Origin of the sequence: Paraburkholderia sp. (genome assembly GCF_047605525.1) — a bacterium.
In the GTDB taxonomy this organism is placed as follows: domain Bacteria; phylum Pseudomonadota; class Gammaproteobacteria; order Burkholderiales; family Burkholderiaceae; genus Paraburkholderia.
The window spans coordinates 77,358-101,087 of sequence record NZ_JASGFN010000012.1; the positions used below are offsets into that span (position 1 = coordinate 77,358).

At 63.2% G+C, this 23,730-nt stretch carries 25 protein-coding genes and 1 pseudogene; 13 read left to right on the forward strand and 13 right to left on the reverse strand.

All coding sequences use genetic code 11. The features are described from left to right. Window positions 1-67 precede the first annotated feature (67 nt). The 3 genes from QM685_RS18430 (at window position 68) to QM685_RS18440 (ending at window position 4,368) form a co-directional block, all read left to right on the forward strand. Window positions 68-2,383, forward strand: coding sequence for an SNF2-related protein (locus tag QM685_RS18430; RefSeq protein WP_415117913.1), 2,316 nt, complete (start codon window positions 68-70; stop codon window positions 2,381-2,383). A gap of 125 nt (window positions 2,384-2,508) precedes the next feature. Continuing rightward, window positions 2,509-2,862, forward strand: coding sequence for a DUF3085 domain-containing protein (locus QM685_RS18435; protein ID WP_415117915.1), 354 nt, complete (start codon window positions 2,509-2,511; stop codon window positions 2,860-2,862). A gap of 246 nt (window positions 2,863-3,108) precedes the next feature. Beyond that, entirely contained in the window at window positions 3,109-4,368 is a 1,260-nt protein-coding gene (locus QM685_RS18440) for a conjugal transfer protein TraB (protein ID WP_415117917.1), read from the forward strand. A gap of 33 nt (window positions 4,369-4,401) precedes the next feature. Here QM685_RS18440 and QM685_RS18445 read toward each other — a convergent pair whose 3' ends face one another. Continuing rightward, window positions 4,402-4,710 (reverse strand): HU family DNA-binding protein, encoded by a 309-nt coding sequence (locus QM685_RS18445; RefSeq protein WP_415118196.1) that lies wholly within the window; start codon window positions 4,708-4,710, stop codon window positions 4,402-4,404. A 295-nt stretch (window positions 4,711-5,005) separates the two neighbouring features. Here QM685_RS18445 and QM685_RS18450 point away from each other — a divergent pair, with 295 nt between their 5' ends. The 8 genes and pseudogenes from QM685_RS18450 to QM685_RS18485 all read left to right on the forward strand — a co-directional run bounded on the left by QM685_RS18450 (window position 5,006) and on the right by QM685_RS18485 (window position 10,975). Then, a complete protein-coding gene (locus QM685_RS18450; protein ID WP_415117919.1) occupies window positions 5,006-5,449 on the forward strand; it encodes a hypothetical protein in 444 nt (147 codons plus the stop codon). Between the two features lie 556 nt (window positions 5,450-6,005). Further along, entirely contained in the window at window positions 6,006-6,500 is a 495-nt protein-coding gene (locus QM685_RS18455) for a cupin domain-containing protein (RefSeq protein WP_415117921.1), read from the forward strand. After that, window positions 6,478-7,278 carry a carboxymuconolactone decarboxylase family protein gene (locus QM685_RS18460; RefSeq protein ID WP_415117923.1) on the forward strand — a complete coding sequence of 267 codons (801 nt, stop codon included), beginning with the start codon at window positions 6,478-6,480 and terminating at the stop codon, window positions 7,276-7,278. The genes QM685_RS18455 and QM685_RS18460 overlap by 23 nt, the downstream gene beginning before the upstream one ends. Window positions 7,279-7,411: 133 nt before the next feature. Continuing rightward, window positions 7,412-7,585, forward strand: a pseudogene (locus QM685_RS18465) (arabinose transporter); the annotation flags it as partial. Between the two features lie 52 nt (window positions 7,586-7,637). Then, window positions 7,638-8,555 (forward strand): MFS transporter, encoded by a 918-nt coding sequence (locus QM685_RS18470; RefSeq protein ID WP_415117925.1) that lies wholly within the window; start codon window positions 7,638-7,640, stop codon window positions 8,553-8,555. A gap of 274 nt (window positions 8,556-8,829) precedes the next feature. Beyond that, window positions 8,830-9,597, forward strand: coding sequence for an SDR family oxidoreductase (locus QM685_RS18475; protein ID WP_415117927.1), 768 nt, complete (start codon window positions 8,830-8,832; stop codon window positions 9,595-9,597). Between the two features lie 75 nt (window positions 9,598-9,672). Beyond that, a complete protein-coding gene (locus QM685_RS18480; RefSeq protein WP_415117929.1) occupies window positions 9,673-9,930 on the forward strand; it encodes a tautomerase family protein in 258 nt (85 codons plus the stop codon). A gap of 52 nt (window positions 9,931-9,982) precedes the next feature. Beyond that, a complete protein-coding gene (locus QM685_RS18485) occupies window positions 9,983-10,975 on the forward strand; it encodes an aldo/keto reductase (protein WP_415117931.1) in 993 nt (330 codons plus the stop codon). Between the two features lie 165 nt (window positions 10,976-11,140). Here the strand turns inward: QM685_RS18485 and QM685_RS18490 are convergent, their stop codons facing one another. The 8 genes from QM685_RS18490 to QM685_RS18525 all read right to left on the reverse strand — a co-directional run bounded on the left by QM685_RS18490 (window position 11,141) and on the right by QM685_RS18525 (window position 18,462). Then, window positions 11,141-12,124 (reverse strand): NAD-dependent epimerase/dehydratase family protein, encoded by a 984-nt coding sequence (locus QM685_RS18490; RefSeq protein ID WP_415117933.1) that lies wholly within the window; start codon window positions 12,122-12,124, stop codon window positions 11,141-11,143. 47 nt (window positions 12,125-12,171) lie between these two features. Next, window positions 12,172-12,918: an SDR family oxidoreductase gene (locus QM685_RS18495; RefSeq protein ID WP_415117935.1), complete on the reverse strand. Its 747-nt coding sequence runs from the start codon at window positions 12,916-12,918 to the stop codon at window positions 12,172-12,174. Window positions 12,919-13,070: 152 nt separating this feature from the next. Then, window positions 13,071-14,081 carry an aldo/keto reductase gene (locus QM685_RS18500; RefSeq protein WP_415117937.1) on the reverse strand — a complete coding sequence of 337 codons (1,011 nt, stop codon included), beginning with the start codon at window positions 14,079-14,081 and terminating at the stop codon, window positions 13,071-13,073. A gap of 337 nt (window positions 14,082-14,418) precedes the next feature. Next, window positions 14,419-14,550, reverse strand: a complete 132-nt coding sequence (locus QM685_RS18505) for a helix-turn-helix domain-containing protein (RefSeq protein WP_415117939.1) — start codon at window positions 14,548-14,550, stop codon at window positions 14,419-14,421. 141 nt (window positions 14,551-14,691) lie between these two features. Then, window positions 14,692-15,717, reverse strand: a complete 1,026-nt coding sequence (locus tag QM685_RS18510; protein WP_415117941.1) for an aldo/keto reductase — start codon at window positions 15,715-15,717, stop codon at window positions 14,692-14,694. 114 nt (window positions 15,718-15,831) lie between these two features. Further along, entirely contained in the window at window positions 15,832-16,908 is a 1,077-nt protein-coding gene (locus QM685_RS18515) for an amidohydrolase family protein (protein WP_415117943.1), read from the reverse strand. Between the two features lie 94 nt (window positions 16,909-17,002). Beyond that, window positions 17,003-17,383 (reverse strand): DUF2255 family protein, encoded by a 381-nt coding sequence (locus QM685_RS18520; RefSeq protein ID WP_415117945.1) that lies wholly within the window; start codon window positions 17,381-17,383, stop codon window positions 17,003-17,005. 59 nt (window positions 17,384-17,442) lie between these two features. Continuing rightward, complete coding sequence (locus QM685_RS18525; RefSeq protein WP_415117947.1) at window positions 17,443-18,462, reverse strand: aldo/keto reductase; 1,020 nt, start codon at window positions 18,460-18,462, stop codon at window positions 17,443-17,445. Window positions 18,463-18,920: 458 nt separating this feature from the next. Between QM685_RS18525 and QM685_RS18530 the strand changes: the two genes are divergently transcribed. Further along, window positions 18,921-19,814: a LysR family transcriptional regulator gene (locus QM685_RS18530; RefSeq protein ID WP_415118198.1), complete on the forward strand. Its 894-nt coding sequence runs from the start codon at window positions 18,921-18,923 to the stop codon at window positions 19,812-19,814. A 16-nt stretch (window positions 19,815-19,830) separates the two neighbouring features. Next, complete coding sequence (locus QM685_RS18535; protein WP_415117949.1) at window positions 19,831-20,736, forward strand: LysR family transcriptional regulator; 906 nt, start codon at window positions 19,831-19,833, stop codon at window positions 20,734-20,736. A 216-nt stretch (window positions 20,737-20,952) separates the two neighbouring features. Here the strand turns inward: QM685_RS18535 and QM685_RS18540 are convergent, their stop codons facing one another. The 4 genes from QM685_RS18540 to QM685_RS18555 form a co-directional block, all read right to left on the reverse strand. Next, window positions 20,953-21,258, reverse strand: a complete 306-nt coding sequence (locus tag QM685_RS18540; RefSeq protein WP_415117951.1) for a hypothetical protein — start codon at window positions 21,256-21,258, stop codon at window positions 20,953-20,955. 76 nt (window positions 21,259-21,334) lie between these two features. Further along, window positions 21,335-21,898, reverse strand: a complete 564-nt coding sequence (locus QM685_RS18545) for a single-stranded DNA-binding protein (protein WP_415117953.1) — start codon at window positions 21,896-21,898, stop codon at window positions 21,335-21,337. 131 nt (window positions 21,899-22,029) lie between these two features. After that, window positions 22,030-22,515, reverse strand: coding sequence for a hypothetical protein (locus QM685_RS18550; protein WP_415117955.1), 486 nt, complete (start codon window positions 22,513-22,515; stop codon window positions 22,030-22,032). A 16-nt stretch (window positions 22,516-22,531) separates the two neighbouring features. Then, window positions 22,532-23,605: a PFL_4669 family integrating conjugative element protein gene (locus QM685_RS18555; protein WP_415117957.1), complete on the reverse strand. Its 1,074-nt coding sequence runs from the start codon at window positions 23,603-23,605 to the stop codon at window positions 22,532-22,534. Window positions 23,606-23,730: the final 125 nt, after the last annotated feature.

Here is a 23,730-nt window from a genome sequence, read left to right on the forward strand (position 1 = left end):
CGCGCGGGCAGACATCGCCCCCTCGGGGCGATGTCTGCCCGTGCCTCTTCACCTGATGAGGTCTTCCATGGAAACCCTCCAGTTAGTAACCGAACCGGCCAGCGATTCCGCTGGGACCGATGATGCAGTATCGACCGGTGAAGCATCAACCGGCGAAACGTCCATCATCGCGTTGCCGGATTTCATCTCGAACTTTGGTGCCGGCCTGCTTGACGCTGTACGTCAGCAGAATCCCTCCATCTACGACGGCCAACGCCCCGCACACTGGGACGTCCTGCTCGATGGCCTCTCACGCCAGCCGTTTCCGGCGCAACGCGAGGTCATTCATGCGATCACGACACTGCTCACGCAGCACGCACCGGGTGGTGTCATCAATGCGGAAATGGGAACCGGCAAAACGCTGATGGGTATCGGCGTAGCCGTCCTGCTGCATCACTGCGGCTTTCCGCGCACCCTTGTCATCGCGCCCCCTCATCTTGTCTACAAGTGGCGGCGTGAAATCAGGACCACAGTGCCGGGCGCGCGCGTCTGGATCCTTAACGGCCCGGATACGTTGCGCAAGCTCCTGCAGTTGCGCGTGATGCGTTCGAAACCTTCGGTGCCGGAGTTCTTTATCCTCGGCCGCGTGCGCATGCGTATGGGATTCGACTGGAAGCCTGCCTGCGCGCGCCGTGTTGCCACACTCGATATGGAAACCGACGCGATCACGCGCGTCTTTGCATGCTGCCCTTCATGCGGCGAGTTCGTCTGCGATGAAGACGGCAATCCGCTGACACCCAGCCTCGCCCGTACCGCGCTCAACGAAAAGCGCCGCGCATGCAGTTGCGGCGAGCGACTGTGGACCCTGGCGCCCAAAGGCCAGGGCACACGATCGATGCGCGAGCTCGTGAAAGGCGCCCTGCTGCAGATGCCCACCGTTGGTGAGAGAACCGCCGAACGCCTGCTCTCGCGTTTCGGCGAATCGATGCTCGCTGACATGCTTCAGGACAATGTGTTCGAGTTCATCAACCTGATGGACGACAGCGGAGAACTCGTCTTCTCCGACCGGCAGGCCAGACGCATGGAGCGCGCGCTGGCCCACACTGAAATCTCGTTCGGGCAGGGTGGCTATCAGGCGTCGGAGTTCGTCAAACGCTATCTCCCGCAGGGTTACTTTGGCCTGCTCATCGCCGACGAAGGTCACGAGTACAAGAATGAGAATTCCGCCCAGGGTCAGGCAATGGGCGTCCTCGCCCGCAAGGCATCGAAAACCCTGCTGCTCACCGGCACGCTGATGGGCGGCTACGCTGATGATCTTTTTCATCTTTTGTACCGCCTGAATCCGTCGATGCTGATCGAGGACGGCTTCAACTACAACAGCAATGGCTCGATGGCGGCCGCTACGATGGCTTTCATGCGTGAACATGGCGTGCTTATCGATATTCACAAGCAGGTCGACGAAGGTTCGCACCGCACCGCGAAGGGCGATCGCAAGAGTGTCTCGACGGTCAAGGGCCCCGGCTTCGGACCCAAGGGCATCATGCGGTACGTCGTGCCCTACACGGCATTCCTGAAGCTCTCGCAGATCGGCCAGAATGTCCTGCCGCCTTATGACGAGTCCCTGCTGCCGGTCGCGTTGTCGGAAGAGATGGCCGCAGCGTATCGATCGCTCGAATCGACGCTTACGACGGAACTGCGTGCCGCACTGCGCTGCGGCGACAAGAGCCTGCTCGGTGTCGTGCTCAACGCGCTGCTCGCGTGGCCGGAATGCTGTTTCCGTCCGGAGCTGGTGCGACACCCACGCACGAAGCGGATTCTCGCCAGCGTCCCTGCCCTGCTGCGTGACGATCAACCCGGACCGAAGGAAGCCGAACTGCTGCGGCTCGTTCGCGGCGAACTGCTGAACCGCCGGCGTACGCTGGTCTACACCACCTATACCGGCACCCGCGATACGTCGGTACGGCTGAAGAACCTGCTCGATGCGATCGGTGTCAGGGCTTCGGTGCTTCGCGCGAGCGTTCCCGCCGAGAAACGTGAGGACTGGGTCGCCGATCAGCTCGAGCGTGGTGCAGAGGTCATCATCACGAACCCCGAGCTGGTCAAGACCGGACTCGATCTGCTCGAATTTCCGACCATCGCCTTTCTCCAGTCGAGCTACAACGTCTACACGTTGCAACAGGCGGCACGGCGAAGCTGGCGAATTGGCCAGACCCTCGACGTGACGGTGCGTTTCCTCGGCTACGAAGGCACGGCGCAGATGCGCTGCCTGAAGCTGATGGGCCAGAAGATCGCGGTCTCGCAGTCGACCTCCGGCGACATGCCGGAATCCGGTCTCGACATCCTCAACCAGGGTGGTGAAAGCATTGAAGTCGCCCTCGCCCGTCAGCTCATCAATCAGGAATAGCCGACACCACAGGCTCCGCGGGCTCTCATCGTTCCATATGGCGCGGTGACCCGGCAGCCCTCCCTTTGTCTGCACGCGGGTCCGACGACCCGCTTCGACTTCACCAACTTCTGGAGGTCATCATCATGATCTGTTTCAACGCTTCCGATCTGCGTCCTGTGCTCATCGAAGCCAGATCCCACGGTTGTCGCGTGGTTCTCATCAAGAATCAGGGCGTATGCATGCTGTCTAAAAACAGTAAGGCTTCTGGTAACGTGATGCCGCGACCGATCGCGTATGCCGTTGGATGCAACCCCGACACGGTGCCGTTTCGTGAGTGGCGGTGCCGTGCTCACGAGGGATTCGGCGGTGACGATTTCGCGGAGTACCTTGGTCAGGACGACGCGGTCTTTGACCGGGTGATCCATGACGGGTGCACTCTGGAGATTCGCGTCGACGTTAAGCACCTTTATCTGTATGCGGTCAAACCGGGAGCATGACGACCTTGTTCCCTGCTGCCGTCAAACAATCTACGCTGCCCCTGTTCTCGAAAGAGACAGGGGCATTACTTTTTCCATGCGTGACGCAAGCACGCTCAGGCTGATTGCGGATGTCATAAGATGGGGTTGCAAACTACAACGATATGGGATGCTGACGATCGCTTCAGCTGATCGGTCACGCCAGCAGCGCGACTCGGGACTGCGGCAGCACCTGTCGCCGCTTCATCACGCCGCGAGCTGACCGTCATGCAGAAGATTCCGTTGTTGTCACGGGTTCAGGCCGTAGTCGTACAGCAAGCCGGAATCCCGCTTTCGCATTGCGGGTTCGCCGCCGCCATTGGAGTCATCGTTGCGGTATTCGCCTGGTATCCAGGGCATGATGCCCTCGTGCTGCTCGCACTGCCCGCCGCCTGGACGAAGTTGCGCGGCCGTCTTGCCTGCTTCACGCTCTGGGCCGCCTACTACCTCACAGGCGCGCGTGATATTCCGGTTGTATGCGAGCGATTCTTCGGGGGCTACCAGGAGCTCACAGCGCCCGTTGCGTTCACACTCGGCATCGCCTGCTGGTTACTGCAGGCCCTCGTGCTGGCACTTCCGTGGACCATACTGAAACCCGGTCCGGCCGCTTCAGCAATGAACCATGCGTGGCGCGTGGCGCTCGCAGCACTGGCGGTCACCGTCCCCCCCATTGGCATCATCGGGTGGCTCTCTCCGCTCCATGTGGCGAGTACGCTGTATCCAGGCTGGCGGCTCACTGGAATGGTCCTCGGTATGGCTGCGCTCGGCGTAGCAGGCATACCGCGATGGACCCGCAAAGTGTGGCTCGCAGGCGCGCTGCTCGCTGCGCTGTCCATGTGTGCCCACTGGCAGTGGACGTCACCCGACTCACCTGTCCGATGGACCGCTGTGAATACAGCGCTCGGTCGCTTCGACCAGTCCACCTTTCCGTCTCTCTACGCGCGAACGCTGCGGTTGCGGGCCGTCGTTGAGCGTGCATTCGCGGACGGCGCCCGCGTGGTGATCCTGCCCGAAGAAATCGCAGGCCTGTGGCGTCCGGCCATGACGTTATGGTGGCGCCCAGATATCGAACGCATGCGCGCGGCCGGGCAGACGCTCGTGATCGGAATGGATATTGGCGTGAACACGACGCCCTTCCGTTACACCGACAGCGCGGTGGTCACGGGTGCTGGACGCGGCCGGAGGGACAGCCGGCAACCTGTCCCGGTCGCGTTATGGCGGCCCGGCGGACAGATCAGCGCAATCAGAGGCGACATCACCCAGCCCTTTCTGACGATCGCGGGCCGGCGTGCTGCGATGTCGCTCTGCTATGAGGACCTGCTCTGGTGGCCACACTGGCGAACGCTGCTGGACCGGCCCGACATCGTGATCAGCCAGTCGAACGGATGGTTCGACGCCGGTCTGGCGCTCCCGGAAATCCAGCAGCAGGGTATCGCGTCGGTGGCGCGTCTCGCAGGCGCCCCACTCCTGCGCGCCACGAACCGGTGAACGATCCGCTAAAGGGATCGCCAGGCGCACCGCTTATTTGCGGGCGCCGTTCACCGCATCCTTGAACGCCTTGCCCGCGGTGAACTTCACAGTCTTCGCGGCGGCGATGCTGATCTCCTCGCCAGTCGACGGATTGCGCCCCGTGCGTGCTGCGCGGCTGCCCTGGCTGAACGAGCCGAAACCAACCAGTTGTACGGTGTCGCCCTTGACCACTGCGTTCGTGATCGCCCCGATCACCGCATCGATCGCCTCGCCCGTGACGGCCTTGCTCGCGCCCGTCGACGACGCGACGGCATCAATGAGTTCCTGCTTGTTCATGTCCTGCTTCCTCTGACGATGAATAATGACCGGTCGTGATCCCACGGACGGTTACCTGAAGGGTGACGGGTTTTCCTGCAAGCGCGTACCGTACCGCGAAGCGGGCTGGCTGCGCAAGCCCCGGTCGAACGCTGTGAGGCGAACCGGAATGGCGCCTGTCCGGCGCGGGCTCGCTTCGGCTTTCAGGAACGGCAATATCGGACTGGCGTAAAATTGCACATGCCGCGAAGCACATTACGCTCCCAGTCCCTCTCGCATGTCCCGCGCGTCCAGATCCATTCCCCATCGAAACGGCAGTCGGCGTCGCCATTCGCGCGCGTTGCTGCTTCCTCTGCCGGGTGAAGCGGCGCGTGCCCGTTCGCTGAGGTTTCACGCCGCCCTGGCGGCGGTCCGTCTCGGCGTGGGACGCCGGGAGAACCTTGTCGATCTGGCGCGTGCGATGTACGTCACGTGGTTTCTTCGGCGTGCCGGATATGGCGAGCTGCCGCTGGCACAGTTTCATGCGGCCGAGCAGCACATGGAAGCCGCAAATCGCCGCGGCGTCGATACCGACGCCTGGCATCTTGATGAAAATGGGTATCCGTTCTTCGAGCGGATTCTCGTGCTGCACGACCGGCAACTGGATACCGCGCCCGCCCACGCCATCATTGAGGCCGACGATGCGCTGATGCGCTTCGTCCGCGGTACGAAGCCGTCGCCATTACCACCACGCCCGCCGTCTGAAAACGAGCAGACCGATAGTCTGCAGGTGGCTGCAGGGTAGCAGGCAAAAGCCATTGCTCAGGCCTTGCCACCGTTAATCTCCCGTACCCATGTCTTTGTGTCCCGTGCTACCGGCACACCATCCGCATCGGGCAACACGGGACGGCATCCCGCACGAAACGTCGTGTCCCCTAAATAGCCGCACGGGCTCTTGATCCGGCGCATGGGCGCGCCACGGGCAGAACACACCACATCAGGGCTTGATGTCCCGACCGGAACGCCGTCGACGATGGGGCTGCGCTGTTCGCGGATATGCCCAACGAGTTGCTTTCGGAGGACCGACAGCAGTCGTGAATGAAATCCCGCCAAATAACCCATACATTTTCCCTGCTGCAACAGGGAAAATGTCTGAAGCAAGTTCATTCATGAGCGCTGTTTATACCGGCTTTCACGATTCATCACCTACTCAACGGTACGTAAATTAACGAAGATTCAGATTTCGTCCAGGAAGTGTCGGACGGCAATGTGGAGTGACCGCAACGCGCCGCCTGCCGAAGGAGCCTGACCAGGCCCCCGCGCGGTTTACCACTTTGCAACCAGGAAAGGAGAGATTTTTCATGCGCCCGTCCCTGACACTCGCGCTGCTCGCCGCCACCCTGCAGGCGTCCTTGGCCTTCTCTACCGAGCCGCAGACCGGCAAGCGCGCTGACGCGCAGCAAATCACACGCGCCGGGGAACAGCCATCGGCCCCCGGCCCGGCCGACTACTTCACCAGCCGCGTGCGGATCGATCCGGTCTGGCCCGCCGACCAGCACATCAACGCCTCCGGCGGCCTGGTGACCTTCGAGCCCGGCGCTCGGTCCGCATGGCACACGCATCCGGCAGGCCAGCGGCTGGTGGTGATCTCCGGCGTGGGCCTGACGCAGGAATGGGGCAAGCCCGTACAGGTCATCCGCCCCGGCGACGTGGTCTGGTGCCCGCCTGGTGTCAAGCACTGGCACGGCGCCGCGCCCGGCACCGCCATGACGCATCTGGCCGTGACCGGCACGGTGGATGGCAAGAACGTCACCTGGATGGAGAAAGTGACCGATGAGCAATACAACGCCCGCTAAGACCCGCTGCACGCAGCTTCATGCCGGTGCACTGGCCGTGGCCCTGAGCCTGGTCACAGCACTGGGACACGCAGCCAACGACAAGGAAACCCAGCCCATGACCCAATCCCAATCGACGCCCAGCGCTTCCGAAACCCTGAACGCCCGCCAGCAGGCCATCGTGCCTGTCGCGGCTTTTGCCGCTGCGGGCGACATCGCCAAGCTGAACCCCGCGCTGAACCAGGGGCTGGATGCCGGTCTGACGATAAGCGACGCCAAGGAAGTCCTGATCCAGCTCTACGCCTACGCGGGCTTTCCGCGCAGCCTCAACGCCCTGGGCGAGCTGATGAAGGTCGTGGAGGCGCGCAAGCAGCGTGGCATCCAGGACGCCCCCGGCAGCGCGCCCAGCCGCCCGATCCCGAAGGGTGACGCGCTGATGGCAGCCGGAACGGCCAACCAGACCAGGCTGTCGGGCGGCCCGGTGGGTGGTCCACTGTTCGATTTCGCGCCGACCGCCAACGAATACCTCCGGGCGCACCTGTTCGGCGACATCTTCGAGCGCGACAACCTCGATTGGCAAAACCGCGAACTGGCCACCGTGAGCATGCTCTCGGCGCTGCCGGGCGCGGAACCGCAGTTGCTCGCACACATGCGCATCAGCATGAACGTGGGCCTCACCGAAGGCCAGTTGCGCCAGCTCACCCAGGTATTGGCCGACCGCGTGGACGCGAGCATGGCCGCCCGTGCACGTGAAGCGCTGGCCCGGCAAGTGGCAAGCCTGTCTGGCAAGAAACAGTAATCCACTACGATGGACGCCGCCGCACCGGCTCGCGTCTGCGTGAACAAGGCTGGCGTGTGCGCCGGCCCTTACAAACTCCACCGCGATGCCCAATCCCCCGGATTCGCCGGGCGACCGCACGCTGCTGTCCTTGATGTCCTGCGTCTTCGCCGTGTTTCTCGTCACCGGCGCAGCACTGCCGGCGCTGCCGCTGCACATCCATGACGATCTGGGCTTCGGCACCTTCGCGGTCGGGCTGGTTTCCGGCGCACAGTTCGCCGCCGCGCTGCTGTGCCGCCTGTGGTCGGGGACGGTTTCCGACCGGCATGGGCCGAAGTTCGCCGTGACGACGGGCCTCCTGCTGGCGGCGCTCGCCGGGGGTGCTTTATCTCGTCTCGCTGCTGGCGGTCGGCCAGCCCTTGCTGTCGATCTCCATCCTGATCGTTGGGCGCGTGCTCCTCGGAGGTGCGGAGAGCTTCATCATGATCGGCGCGCAGAGCTGGTGCCTGTCGCTCGGCGGCGCCGGCAACGTCGGCAAGATGATCGCCTGGATCGGCACGGCCATGTTCATGGCACTCGCCCTGGGCGCACCCCTGGGGAGTGCTCTGCTCGTCCATTTTGGCTTTGCGTCGATTGGCTGGGCAACGCTGATCGGCGCGGTGGGCACGTGGCTGCTCGTCGTGTCCATTCCAGCCACCCACCCCGCACCGCAAAGCCGCAAGGCGACCGGGCACGTCCTCAAAGCGGTCTGGATACCTGGCCTCGCGATGGCTTTTTCCAGTGTGGGCTACGGCATCATGACGGCGTTTGGCGTGCTGCTCTTCGTTGAGCAGGGCTGGCAACCCGCGTGGCTGTCGTTCACCGCATTCGCCGTGGCGCTGATGACGGCACGGGTGTTCTTCGGCCCATTGCCGGACCGCCTCGGGGGTGCGCGCACCGCGATGGTTTTCGTCGTCATCCAGAGTGCAGGCCTGGCCCTGATCTGGCTGTCTCCCTACGCATGGCTTGCCTTTGCAGGCTCGGCCATGGCGGGCTTCGGCTATGCGCTCGTGTACCCGGGTCTGGGCATCGAAGCGGTGGCACGGGCACCCGCGGATGCGCGAGGGCTTGCCATGGGGGTCTATACCGCCTTCATCGATCTTGCGCTCGGCCTGCTTGCACCTCTGCTGGGACTGCTGGCCAGCGGGATCGGGCTGTCCCGGATCTTCCTCATCACGGCGCTTCTCGCGCTTTGCACCGTGCCCATCGCGACGTGGTTGCGGACCCATCCCGCACGCGCACTGGCGACCGCCCAGTGAGGCAGTGCCGGGCTTGCCCGGTCATTCAACAGGCACGCCGTTTTTAGACGTGTGCTTTGAGATCGAATATTGATGAGCTGATTTTATATGGGCTTGTACCATTCATTAGCTACTCAATGGGACTGAAATTGACGAACATATCGGCTTTGAATCAGTCAATCCCACTGCCGCCGCCCATTGGGCGCATCTGGGAGCCGCCGCGGTCATGACGCACGGAGCGCGTATCTCCTGAAGCAGTGGACATCGTTCCGAACACTCAGGAAAGGTCACACACATGAATCCAACATATGACTTCAAGGGGCAAGTTGCCTTTGTAACCGGCGCCGCGATGGGGATGGGCCTGGCCGCTGCCCGTGCCTTTGCACAAAGCGGTGCGTCCGTGATGCTGGCCGATCTCGATGGAGCGCTGGCGGCCAGGGAAGCGCAGAAGATCGTCGATGAAGGCGGCATCGCAATCGGCGTGGCCTGCGATGTCACCGACGAAGCGCAGATTAAAGCCGCGGTCGACCGGACCGTTGCCGAATACGGCCGGCTCGACATGGCCTTCAACAACGCCGGCATCCAGGTGCCGCCGAGCGACGCAGCAGACGAGCCGGTCGAGAGCTTCCAGCGCGTGGTCGCGGTCAACCAGTTCGGCGTATGGGCCTGCATGAAGCACGAATTGCGCGTGATGCGCGCCCAAGGCTCCGGCGCGATCGTCAACAACTCCTCGCTGGGCGGCCTGGTCGGCCTTCCCGAGCGCGCGGCCTATCACGGATCGAAACACGCCGTACTTGGCATGACCAAGAGTGCGGGCGTGGAGTACGCGCCCCGTGGCATCCGCATCAACGCCATCTGCCCCGGCACCATCGACACCCCGATGGTGCAGGACATGCTCAAGGGTCAGGCGGACGCGATGAAGGTGATCCTGAAGGAGCAGTCCATTGGCCGCCTGGGGCGGGCCGATGAAGCGGCCGCCGCCGTGCTGTGGCTGTGCAGCCCGGGCGCGAGCTTCGTGGTCGGCGTCGGCCTGCCAGTCGACGGCGGGTTCACGGCGCACTGATCCTCGGCACGCCCCAGTGGGCAGCGTTTGCCTGCCTCTGGGCCGACAGACTTCAATCAGACAAGGACACCTGCCATGCCTCACCTCATCGTCAAGATGGCCGCAGGCCGCAGTGAAGCCACCAAGCGGGAACTGGCCGACCGCCTGACCGCCGCCATGATGGATGTCCTGGCACTTGACGCTGGCGCCGTCTCCGTCGCGGTGGAGGACGTGCCAGCGCAGCAGTGGATGCAGCAGGTCTATGGCCCCGATATTGAAGGCGCCGGTCAGCGCCTCGTTAAGCGGCCGGGCTATGGCCCGCTCGCCGAGTCGACGACCGGCGACGACCAATGAAGCGGCCCAGGGCGGGACGATCCCGCCCTGGGCTATTCAGGAGTACCACGCAATGAACTACAGCCACCTGGGCCGCACCGGCCTCAAAGTCAGCCCGATCGCGCTGGGCGCCCTGAACTTCGGCGAACTGACCGACGAGGCAACCAGCTTCGCGATCGTGAACGAAGCCCTGGACGCGGGCGTCAACTTCTTCGACACCGCCGACGTGTACGGCGGGCCGCAGTCGCCGGACATGGAGAAGGGCTTCGGCATCTCCGAGGAAATCGTCGGCCGCTGGCTGGCCCAGGACCGCAGCCGACGCGACAGGATCGTGCTGGCGACCAAGGTCTATCAGCCGATGGGCACCGGGCCGAACGACAAATACCTGTCGGCGTATCACATTCGCCGCGCCTGCGAGGCCAGCCTCAAGCGCCTGCAGACCGACCATATCGACCTCTACCAGATGCACCACGTCGACCGGGCCACGCCCTGGGAGGAAATCTGGCAGGCGATGGAGCAACTGATCCGTGAAGGCAAGATCACCTACGTCGGCTCCAGCAACTTCGCCGGCTGGGACATCGCCACGGCACAGAGCGCGGCGACCTCCCGCCACCTGCTGGGGTTGGCGTCCGAGCAGAGCCTGTACAACCTCGCCCAGCGCACCATCGAGCTGGAGGTGATTCCGGCCCTGCGCCACTTCGGCATCGGCCTGATCCCCTGGAGCCCGGTCGGCAAGGGGCTGCTGGGCGGCGTGCTGAACCAGACTTTCACGGAAGGACGCCGTGCCAGCCCGCGGCTAAAAGCGCAGATCGAGAAGTTCCGCCCGCAACTGGAGGCCTATGAGGCGTTGTGCGCCGAGTTGGGCGAGGCGCCTGCCGTCGTGGCGCTCGCCTGGCTGCTGCACAACCCGGTCGTGACCGCTGCGATCAATGGCCCGCGCACGCTGGAACAGTGGCGCCTGAGCCTCAAGGCACCGTCGGTGAAGCTCCCGGCCGAGACGCTGGCCCGGCTCGACGAGATCTGGCCGGGGCCAGGTGGCGAAGCCCCCCAGGCCTACGCCTGGTAGGCCCGCCACCCGGAGTTGGCCCCGCGGCCGCCCAAGGACACCCGGTTCGAGAACCTGTTGCTGGCCGAACTCGCGGGTGCCAACAGTACAAGACTGGCGTGATAGCCACAAGGTTGGCGTCGGCGTTGCCGTTCTGGACGGTAGCGGCGACGTTGCAGCATGCAGTTATAGTCCCTCCGACTCTCCTGGCGAACCAGGAACGGTTACCTTTCCATCCGCAATCAGCGCCTGGATCGCCTCGTACACCGCCTCCAGGCTTGTATAACGGGGGGTGTAGCCGAGACGCTGGCGGCTCTTTTCGATCGAATGGCATGAACTGCGGATGATGTGCCCACGAGTGTTTTCCGCGTATTCTCCAAGCCCTGAAATCCACTCATCGAAAGGCTGATAAGCGATGCGCGGCTCCTTGCCGAACCACTGATAAACAGCTTCCGCATAGCCCCGCAACGTCACAGCCTGGTTAGACACGGTATTGAACACTTCACCGATTGAAGCCGTCCGATTGTCGATGGCGCAGATAATCCACTGTGCGACATCGCTCGCGTGGACATGGTGAACCATCTCAAGTCCGAGATTTGGCAACACCAGCTCATCGCCACGAGCTATGCGCGAGAAAGTCTCCGGGTTCGCATTGCCTTGGGGAGTGATGGGATTCCAGCCCTCGCCGACGATATGGCCGGGGCGAAAGCATGTTGAGGGGAACCCCGAAATGCGCGCCTCGCGCATAAGCCAGGCTTCGCTTTCGGCTTTCCCCTTTCCGTAAGCATCGATGGGATTGGGTGGATCAATCTCGGTCGACGGGATCGTGACGAGACCGCCATAAACCCAGATCGAACTGCAAAACAGGTAGTGCTCTATCTTTCCACGAAGGGACTCAACGATTTGCTGCGTGCTGGGACGGTCGAAAGAAATCATGTCCACGACAATATCGGGTCGTAGATCGGCAACCCTTCTCCCAAACCTCCCGCTTCTCTCTTCGGCCGCACGATCAAGCAACACGTTCTCGACTTCGTTCCACGCCGAATGCGGACGATACGGCTTCGCCAGCCCCCGGCTTACATTCACCACATTATGGCCACGCTGAACGAGCGCAGGAACCAGGTAGCTCCCGACATGGCCGCTCCCGCCGATTACTATTACTCGTGCCATATATTTCCCTGAATATTTTCACGGGACAGGGGTTGCCCCCTGCGGTATCAGAACTCCTGCCGCGTAGGCCGCAGGGTGATCTCGTTGACGGATAGGTCCGCCGGTTGCTCGATCGCGTAGGCCACCGCACGGGCCACCGAGTCGGACGGGATTTCGTTGGCTTCATAGAACGCCTTCATCCCGGCAGCGGCATCGGCGTCGCTGCTGCCGTTCACGAGTTCACTGGCAACCGCGCCAGGATACAGCGTGGTCACGCGGATGCCCTCGGGGCCGACCTCGGCACGCAGGCCTTCGCTGATGGCTTTCACCGCGAACTTGGTGGCGCTGTACACCGTGCCCACGCCCGCCGACACGCGCAAACCCGCCACGGACGACAGGTTGATGATGTGCCCGCTCCCGTTGGCACGCATGCCCGGCAGCGCCGCGGCGATGCCGTAGAGCACACCCTTGATGTTCACGTCGATCATGCGATCCCATTCATCGACCTTGAGCTTCGACATCGCCGCCATGGGCATGATGCCGGCGTTGTTGACCAGCACATCGACGCGGCCAAACCTGTCCTGTCCCGCCTTGATCAGGTTCTCCACGTCGGCACGCCTGGCAACGTCGGTAGCAACCGCAATGGCTTCACCACCTGCGGCAATGATGTCGGCGGCGAGTTTTTCCAGCCGGTCCAGACGGCGCGCGCCCAGCACGAGCTTCGCGCCGCGCCCGGCAAGCAGACGCGCCGTGGCTTCGCCGAGGCCGCTGGATGCGCCCGTGATGACAACGACTTTATTGGCAATGGCATTCATCTCAGTACTCCTGTGATTGCATGGATGGATAAACGCAAGCGTCCATCAAGCGCTTGCCCCCGGTCCAGGGGCTCAGACAGAGCTTGCCGTGCGCCACGCGGCTTTCCATGTCGCGGTGGGCATGCTCAACGATGAGACGCCTGTCATCGGCTTCAAGAGAGTCTACGGCCCTCCACGGGATAGCCCGGATCGGTGTAGCCTGGCGTCGAGGCGTGTCCGGGCGGCACGAGCGCGTCGATGAACTGTTCGTCTTCCGGCGTGAGCGACAGCGACAGCGCATCGAGGTAGCTGTCCCATTGCGCTTCCGTGCGGGGTCCGGCGATCGTGGAACTGATCAGGCGGTTGTTGAGCACCCAGGCCAGTGCGAAGGCGATGGATGTGGTGCCGCGCTCGGCGGCGCGCTGGGCAATGGCCTGGGCGATTTTCAGCGACTCGGGCCGCCATTCGGTCTGCTGCAGGCGTTTGTCGCCACGGCCCGCCCGGCTGTCGACAGGTGGCGGCGCATCCACCGCGTACTTGCCCGACAGCACACCGCGCGCAAGCGGACTATAGGAGACGACGCCGAGGCCGTAGTGCGCAGCGGCGGGTAACTGCTCGACCTCCGCGGTGCGGTCCACGATGTTGTAGAGCGGCTCGCTGGCCACCGGCCGGTCGATGCCGAGCTGGTCGGCGATGCGGGACACCTCCGCGATCCGCCAGCCCTTGAAGTTCGACACACCGAAGTAGCGCACCTTGCCCTGCCGGATCAGGTCGCCGACGGCGCGCACGCCCTCTTCGAGCGGCAGGCCGGCAATCGCGCGGTGGAAATAAAGCAGATCGATGTAGTCCGTGCCGAGCCGTTTCAGGCTGGCCTCCACCGACTGGGTGATCCACTTGCGCGACTGCCCCTGCTGGTTCGGTCCCGCATCGGCCGTCGCGGGAAAGCCGAACTTCGTCGCCACTACCCAGCGGTCCCGGTCTGCCGCGATCTCCCGGCCGACGATCTCTTCGGAGCGGCCCGCGTGATAGACGTCGGCCGTGTCGATGAAGTTGACGCCCTGACCAGCGGCCTTGGCGATGATGCGCTGCGAGGTGGCTTCGTCTGCCTCGCCGCCGAACATCATCGCGCCCAGACACAAGGGCGACACCTGCAGGGCGCTACGGCCGAGATAACGATGGTTCATGGAATGTCTCTCCTTTGCGGGAGCTTGGGACGCCCCCGCGGTTGATGGTTTATGGCCGGCGCCTCGTTTACCTCGCGGTGGATGAACGAAGCGCCTGGTGATCCCGGCAGCGTGCTGGCCGGGACGTGCAGCAGTCTTCGGGGCGCTTTGCCGCCTCGACGACAACATTCAAACGCGCAGGCCCAGGCGGTGCGTCGCGGTAACGATTTAGCGCTCTCGAGCGCAGTGTCCACCGTCTCGAACAGCTGCCCGATCGAAGCGGCCAGTTGTTCCCCCGCGGCAGTCAGCGTGACGCTCCTGGTGGTTCGGTTCAACAGGCGAACCCCGAGGCGGGATTTCAATCCTTGAGAGCATGGCTCAGAGCCGATGCGCTGACACCTAGATCGACTGCGGCACGGCTGAAGCTTCTGTGGCGTGCAATAGCAAGAAAGTAGATCAGATCGGCTACCGCGGTGCGGGGGATTTGCATGTCACGACTCCATGATGTTCCTGTGCCTGCCCTCGATGGCCGCCTCCCAGCCGCCTGCTACATCACAAAATGGCGCCGCCGGTCTGGCGGCACGAAACCCACCAGGCACCAGCCCTCCAGCCAAAGGCTGGCGGGGCACGTTCAGTCGCGAGGCGGCGTAATCGTCGGCGGCTGCGCTGGCAGCGGCGGCACGATTCCGTCCACCGGATGCGGGACATACGGCGCTTCGAGCGCGGCGATTTCATCGGCCGTCAGCGAAAAGTCGAGCGCGCTGATGGCAGTGGCAAGATGCTCCGGCCTGGTCGCCCCGACGATCGGCGCCGTGACGCCGGGCTTCGATAGCAGCCACGCCAGCGCGACGTGCGCGCGCGGCACGTGGCGTTCTTCGGCGATGCGCGCCACGACCTCGACCACCTTCTGGTCCTCGATTTCCGCGTTCTGGTACATCTTGAGCGCGAAGGCATCGTTCTGCGTGCGGTTGGTGGTTTCGCTCCAATCGCGCGTCAGCCTGCCACGGGCCATCGGACTCCACGGGATGACCCCGACGCCCTGATCGGCGCAAAGGGGCAGCATCTCGCGCTCCTCTTCCCGATACAGCAGGTTGTATTGCGGCTGCATGGAGACGAAACGTGTCCATCCGTTGCGCTCGGCGATGTGCTGCATCTTGGCAAAGCGCCAGGCCTCCATCGACGACGCGCCGATGTAGCGGGCCTTCCCCGCTTTCACGATGTCGTGCAGCGCCTCCATGGTTTCCTCGATCGGCGTGCCGTGGTCGAAGCGGTGAATCTGGTAGAGATCGACGTAATCCATGCCGAGCCGGGTCAGGCTGTCGTCGATCGACTGCAGCAGCGCCTTGCGCGAGAGAAAGCCCGTATTGGGCGAGTTGCGCCAGGGGAAGAAGGCCTTGGTGGCGACGACGATCTCTTCGCGCCGCGCCATGTCGTTGAGCGCCCGGCCGGTGATTTCCTCGGAACTTCCCCCCGAATAGATATTGGCGGTGTCGAAGAAATTGATGCCTGCTTCAAGCGCCTGACGAAAGAACGGACGGGACGCTTCTTCATCCAAGGACCATGGCTGAGGCAGGCGGCTCGGCTCGCCATAGCTCATGCAGCCCAGGCAAAGGCGCGACACTTTCAGGCCAGTTCGGCCAAGGTTGACATATTCCATATTTCATCTCCTGATGAGGCGCGACGATAAGACGCCAGATAAAAAGCGGCTGGGCGCGGAGAGCTTCTACTGCCCGAATTGAGCATGCCCAACCTCACCAGCCTGGATCATGATTCACTCGACGCTGGACAAAGGGTCAAGCCGCGCCTTGTCAGCAATGCGATAGACCTTGGCTGCGGTGCCATGGAAGAGCTTCGCCTTGTCCTCGGCCGAGGCCGACCGGACGATGTACTTGAGCGCATTCCAGAGCGGGACAAAGCCCGCTGACCGACCATCGGGGGGATAGTTGCTTTCCATCATGCTGCGATCGACGCCGAAAGCCTCGATAGTCGTTTCCACATAGGGGCGCCAGGCCACGGCCAGTTCGCGGTACCCGATCGGGTCCTTGCGCTCCTCGAACCTGAAGCCCCAGAACGGCATCCCCAGTCCGCCCACCTTGCAGTAGATGTTCGGCCGCCGCCCCGCTTCGATCATCAGTTCGCGGTACCGGCGAAACATCTGTTCGCGCTGCGCCTCGTCCATGTCCATGGCCATGGGCTGGCCGCAGTGATTCAGCACGATGGTCGTGTCGGGAAACGCATCCGCCAGCTCGATCACCTCCGGCAACTGCTCGTGGAAGACGGCGGCATCGAAGCTCAACCGCCGCTTGGCAAGGTGTGCAAACGCGGGGCGAAAGCCGGGGCTTTTCATCACGCCGCTGGGCGGCCGGGTGGCGATGAAGCGGTAGGGAGCTTCCGACGGGTGCTCCAGCGTGACCTGCCGCACCCCACGGAACCGCTCTGGCGCGCGCTCCATGGCCTGATCCAGCAACCCCGCCACCTCGTCACCCAGTCGCAGGTCGGCGTGGCCAACAATCGCGGCGCAGGCGCGGCAGCCATATCGGCCGCTGTCGCACATCGCGCCGACGCCGTTGGCGAACTCGATTTCGCCGAGCGGCCGCAGCACCTCCGGCCCCTGCGTCCACGCAAAAGCCATCGTTTCCACGTATACCGATGCAACCACCCGATGCCCCGCATGGGTATCGGCCAGATAGTCCTCGATCATGTAGCGCACGTCCGCCCGGTCAACCAGGTGATGGTGTGTATCGATGATGGGAAGCTCGGGGTCCAGAATAGGCTCATCGCGGCCGACGTCCATCTGGCTGTAGCGCCGTGGTTGTTGTGCCTGACTGTGCGCTGTAGAGAGTGCCATAGGTGTACCTCGTGCGAGCGAGAGCATGTCTCTTCGTTTCATGCTTTAGGCACCGATGAAGGCCGCTCCGAATATTGAAGAAACTGCCAAACGCTCATGGCCTGGGTTCGAGCGGAACGACCCTCACTGTCGCGGCACGCGATCGCTCGCTGATCATCGGCTGCAGATAGGCGCTACCGGCATACCTGGCGCGATAGGCGTCATCGATGCGTTCGTTGATCGGCTCTTCGACCGGTTCGAACGTGACTTCCCTCGTCATGCCGGCAGCGGTGATCCGGCCTGCTTTCTGTCGCATGGCGGCTTGATGCCAGCGGGACTTGCGGCCGTAGTAGGCGCGCACATACAGTTCACCATCGACAGCAACGCACCAGATCCAGGTCGGGGTGCCGGTGGTCACGCCGTCATCACGGAACGGTGCAATATGCAGATCGTCGGCTTCGACGATCCTGGTCAGTTCTTCATTCGCCCACTTCATCTTCGTTCCTCCTGAAACCTGCTCTACGGCGGCGCTTGAAAGGCGAGACTCTTCCATCCTCAGCTTTCGACCTGCTTTTGCAACGAAGCCGGATACCGATCACCCACGATCCGAATCCGGGAGACGGCGGCCTCCAGCTCCTGAATGTCGGCCGGAGTCAGCGTCACGTCAGCGGCGCGCAGGTTCTCGTCCAGGTGAGCCAGCTTGGTGGTGCCAGGAATAGGCACGATCCATGGGGCCTTCGCCATCATCCAGGCCAGCGCAACCTGTGCGGAAGTGAGGCCTCGGGTCTTGCCGAACGAGTTCAGCACCTCGACTATCGTCAGATTCGCCCGAATGGCGTCCGGCGCAAAACGCGGCAACGTGGCCCGGTTGTCGTTGCCGGCATCGAAGCGGGTGTATTCGGTGATCCCGCCGCCAAGGAAGCCACGGTTGAGCGGGCTATAGGGCACGAAGCCGATACCGAGTTCCTGGAGCACCGGGAACACTTCCTTTTCCTGCTCGCGCCACATCAGGTGGTACTCGCTCTGCACTGCCGTCACCGGCTGAACGGCATGCGCGCGCCGGATCGTCCGGGCACTGACCTCGCACAAGCCGAAGCGCCTGACCTTGCCTTCGCGGATCAGGTCCTTGACCGTGCCCGCCACGTCTTCAATCGGCACGGCCGGGTCGAGGCGATGCAGATAGAACAGCTCGATGGCTTCGACCCGCAGGCGCCTGAGCGATTCTTCCGCCATCCGACGGATATTCTGCGGGGTGCTGTCCAGCTCGCCGTCAATGTATTTGCCATTGACGATGCGGTGACCGAACTTTGTCGTGATGTTGACCGTGTGCCGGTAGGGGTGCAGGGCCTCGCCCGCCAGTTCTTCGTTGATGAGCGGCCCATAGACCTGGGCGGTATCGAACAGCGTAACGCCACGCTCCGCTGCCTGGTGGAGCAGCTCGATCATGGCCTTGCGATCGGGGTGAACGCCACGGTTGTAGCTCATGCCCATGACGCCGAAGCCCAGCGCCGACACCTCCATGCGAAGGCTTCCCGAACCCAGGACCCGCTGCCTGGTGACGACGGGCAGGTTCATCGCACTACTCGAGGTTGAGGTTGACGGCGTGAATGCCGACTGCGCTTGCACTGGTGCAGACATGGCACTCGCCAGCGGCGCGGCGGCCAGGCTGGCTCCTGTCATTCGCAGAACTTTCCTGCGACCCGGCTCGGTGAGCCCACGTTCGCTGTTCTCATCGCTGCTTTGCTCGTGCACTTGAACCTCCATGGCTAAAACAGAGGGACAAGTACGCCGACAGGTGACCGTATTGCCGGGCAGTTCTACGTGGAACACGGATACGCCCCAGGTTCAACGCGCCAAGGCCGGCGACCATCCTTCTGATACTGGATATAAGAAATCTAAGGTGCCGCCGCGATTTCAACTAGACGGCTAGCTTTGGATGCTGATATAAGTGAAATTCATGAATCGTGCTCGTGATCGTGTCGAATCCCCCAGGGTTGGTAAAATGCATGCAGTCGCATAAAGATCACTCATTAATGCCACGAGACAGTTTTGGCGACCTGCACGCCTTCATCGCCGTCGCGAGAGCCCGCAGCTTCACACGTGCGGCGGCCCAGCTTCGCGTGTCTCAGCCGGCACTGAGCTACACCATCCGCGAACTGGAGGAAAAGCTCGGTGTGCGCCTGCTCATGCGCAGCACGCGCGGCGTCTCTCCTACCGAGGCCGGACAGCGCCTGCTGGATCGCCTCGCCCCTGAGTTCGATGGAATCGAGGAGGAAATCCAGGCACTGAGCGAATTACGCGATGAGCCGATGGGAACCATCCGGATCACGGCCATCGACTATGCGATCAGGAGCACGCTCTGGCCGAAGCTGGCGAAGTTCCTTCCCCAATACCCGGACATCAAGGTCGAACTGATCAACGAATATGCGAGCGTGGACATTGTGGCAAGCGGCTATGACGCGGGCGTGCGTTTCGGCCAGGAGTTGGCACAGGACATGATCTCGGTGCGAATCGGTCCCGATATTCGCATCATGGTTGTTGGCGCGAAGTCTTATTTCGCGAGTCGCAGCTTCCCCAGGACGCCGCGGGACCTGATGGAACACGCCTGCATCAACCTGCGCACTACGACCTACGGCAACCTTTACGAGTGGGAGTTCGTCAAGGGCAACAGGGCGTTGAGCGCGCGCGTGGATGGCCCTCTCGCGTTCAACAACGCATACGACATCTTCGAGGCGGCGAAGGCGGGCTTCGGGCTGGCCTACCTGCCGGAAGACCTCGTTCGCCCGCTCATTACGAAGGGGCATCTGGTTTCAGTGCTCGAAGACTGGTGCCCCACGTGGTCCGGACTCCACCTTTACTACCCGAATCGTCGGCAGCCCTCCCGGGCCATGACCTTACTGGTGGATGCGCTTCGCTACAACCCCTAGAGATTCCAGTACACCCATGTCAGGTGAAAACCTCCGGGACATCTACGCGTTTCTTATCGTGGCACGCGAACGCAGCTTCACGCGCGCTGCAGTCCAGCTTGGTGTTTCGCAGTCCGCCCTGAGCCATACCATTCGCGGCCTGGAAACGAGACTTGGATTGCGGCTGCTGACCCGTACGACGCGCAGTGTCGCGCCGACGGAGGCCGGCGAGCGCCTGATCCAGAACGTCGCCTCCCGGTTCGACGTGATCCAGCAAGAGCTGGCCGCGTTCGACGAACTTCGCGACAAGCCCGCCGGGACAGTCCGCATCACGACCTCGGACTTTGCCGCCAACACGGTGCTGTGGCCAAAGCTGTCGAAGCTCCAACCCCAATACCCGGACGTGAAGATCGAGATCGCGATCGATCCCGGCCTGACCGACATCGTGGCCGAGCGCTATGACGCAGGTGTGCGCTTCGGCGACCAGATTGCCAGGGACATGACTGCCGTCCGGATTTCGCCGGATATTCGCATGGCCATCGTCGGCGCGCCGTCATACCTGGAAAAACGCCCTTTACCGAAGACGCCTGCAGATCTGACCCAGCATGACTGCATCAACATGCGTTTCTCGATTCGGGGCGGAGTGTATGCGTGGGAGCTGAAGAAGGGCAAGCGCAACCTGCAGGTACGGGTCGATGGGCCATGGACCTTCAACTGTATCTACCCCGCGCTCGATGCGGCCCTGGCCGGTTTTGGCCTGGCGTATATGCCGGAAGAACTGGCCTGGCCTCACATCGAAAGCGGGCGCCTGCTACCCGTCCTCAAGGACTGGTGCCCCACCTTCCCCGGCCTGCACATCTTTTATGCCAGTCGCCGGCAATCCTCGCCCGCGCTGTCGTTGATCGTGGAAACGCTGCGCTATCGCCGCCAGCGCAGTAGTTGAGGCCCGGACGTTAGAATTCTGCTCGTGTTTTAACTCCCCTCCCGGCATGCTGTGTAGATTCACAGGGCAAAATCCGGCACATCTGGAGAAGCTCGGACAAGAGGCAGCGTCCCGCTCGCTTCATCATGTCTTAGACGCTTCGAGCAGATCCCGGCGTGGTTGTAGGCCGAACTCCCTTTGAATTCGTTCCACGTGCATGATGGAAAACCATATAACTTAACCACGATGCTGTTGGGCGTTGATCGGTATCAGTGCGTTGTCCGCGGCTTCGGCAAAGTTCGCCGCAGCGGCGACGAAGTGCGCCAACACCTCGCCGTCACGGGAACGAATGTCGACATGGACCGCATTCTGGACAGCGTCGTTACACCGCCAGACCCGTATGCGCCAGCCATGAAACTGAACCGCATACGGCCCGTGCCGGGCCGCAGCCATACGGGCTACGCCCTCGCGCACCAGCGCCCGCAACATCCTGACTTCCTGCGCGTCCGGCCAGACCGGCCACGCCACGTTCGTGTGCTCCACGTCATCCTCCTGCGGGGTAGCCGCGCACGCAGCGTTTAGCCGCCGTGCGCGCAATGACAACGAATAGCCACGTGGACTACCGCGTCGAGGCACTGGACGCGCGACGCGACCGCCGGCCAGCAGACTGGCCGGATGCGTTCGCTTCTTCGCCTGTTGCATCGCCCTGTGAAGGATCGGGTTCCGGGGGGTGGGCGTTTTCGGCGGAATCGTCGTCCTGGTTGCCCGATGCATCACCATCATGAGACTGCTCGCCAGTTTCCCGGGGTTGACGCGCCCGGTACACCACCTGATCGATGCGTACGAGGTTCAGCGAGATGGATTCCGCGTCGATATGAGCGCCGGCATCGGCCTCATTCTCACGGTTGACCCACGGGCTCACATAGAAATCGCCACGCACGACGACACTCGCGCCGGTGCGGATATGCTGCAGGACGCGCTCGGTGAGACGTTCGTTCCAGATTGTTACGTCGACAGGAAAGGTGCGCCCGTCACGCTGTTCCAGCGTGCCATCCTCGAGGCGCCGGTAGCTCGCCGACATGACGCGCAACTCGACGATGCGCTTTGCGCCGCCAGCGGTGTTAACCTGTTTCATCGTCGGCGATGCGAGTACGTTGCCGACCAGTTCTGCGTAGATGCCCATTGCGGACTCCGTTCATCATGGGTAGCCCCAGTGAATCGAACGCGCTGTCCACTGCCTGCTGTTGTCAACGGCTGCTCTGCGTCAGCCTGAACGTCCTGCGGTTATTCCATCGGCGAATGCCGCCGTACGGGTCAGGTGTCATCCGTCCTGCGAACCTTGACCGTGCCGTGCTCCAGATACATTGCGAGCTGGCTGGCCGCATAACGGAACACCGATTCGAGCGCATTGAGTTCCTTTGCGCGCGAATGGCACCGCTGCAGGTAGGCGCGCAGCGGCGCCGGTATCCGGTTGAAACAGGACTGCACTCGCGAATACGCCACCGCATGCGGCTCGCCGCGCATGAACCAGTCGAGACGATGACGCGTCGCTCCGCTCGGCAGTGCTACGCGAACGCAGCGCAGCGACACATCAAGCCCCGCCATCACGCTTTCCTGCGCGAGCGCATCCATCTCGGTCACCGTCTCGTCGAGCCAGTGTTCGTACGAGCGCAGCAGCACGCGAAAACCGGTTCGCCCGGCAACGCGCGAGACGTGGGATGGAGGCAGCTCGGCCAGCGGGTCCCCCTTACCCTTAAAGGCCTTTGTACGTCGATCCAGATGGGAAAGCCGGTATGTCATTGCCGCAGTCCTCCTGTCATTGCACCAGGGTATCTGCCGCAGCTTTCGCGTCGGCACTGTCACCGGACAGCGGCACGCTGTCGAGCAGGCGCAGCTCCGCTTCCGACAGCCGGCTCACACGCCGACGGCTGTGGCGGGGTTCGCGCTCGCCCGTGAAGACGTCCCGGGGCATCACGCCGAGCAGCACTCTTGCCGCTTCAACCCGCCGGGTTGCGGCAGCATCCGCATTGGGCAGGAAATCGACGCGCGAAAGCGGCAGCAGCTCGGGGCGCGTGAGCACGCGCTGGCAGTGCACCGCGAAATGAAACACCGACAGGCAGCGGTGTTTCGCAGACCCGACCCGCCGCACGCCCTCACTGGAGGCCATCAGGTCCCGCAGCACGGCCGATCGCACAAGCCGCACCAGCCAGTCGATCTCGACCAGCAGCATGACGACCATGTAACCGTAGGGGGAGCCAAACCCCAGCGACACCTGGGCGGGTTCGCGCGACTGCAACACCGCGAAATCGAGCCCCTTCTCGCGCGCGGCATCCAGCAGTTGTCGTGCGTGCTGCTGTTCCAGCTCGTTGGCGCGCCGGATGCCGGTGATCCGTTCGGCAATCTCGACGAGCTTCCAGTCGGCATAGGGATTGTCGTTGCCCGAGAGAGACCAGAGCGCGCGCAGCGCCGCCGCCACGCGCCGCCCGCCTGCCATGGCATGACCGGACTCACCCGGAGCGACGGCGCGCCCCAGGAACAGGCGCATCGCATCGCGCGTATGCAGATGCATCCGGTCGCCGCCCTCGCTCGTGAGCTGACCGATCCGGTTGATCTCGCTGGCCTCGTGTGGCCTCACAAGGGGATCGCCACCCTGACGCAGCGCATGCACCTGCTGCTGGTGATCGAGTGACTCCTCGCGTTCGAAGAAGAGCTGGTAGCGCCCGAAGAGCGGATCGGCCGGGTCAGGGTCATCTGAAGCAATCAGATGGGCGAGCGCGGCGCGCTCGGATTGCAGGTCGTAGCCATCAGCAAACGGCGACGACGGTGAACGGGCAAAGGCGTCAACGGACGGATCGACTGACGGGTCGACGCCGGCTGGCTGCGTGTCCATAAACACACTCCTCATGAGCAGAATCAGGATCGACGGAACAGGTTTCGCCATCGGGCTGTTACCCCGGGTAACAGGCATTCCTCCCGTACGGCAGTCGCGAATCGCACAACGACTGTTACCCGGGG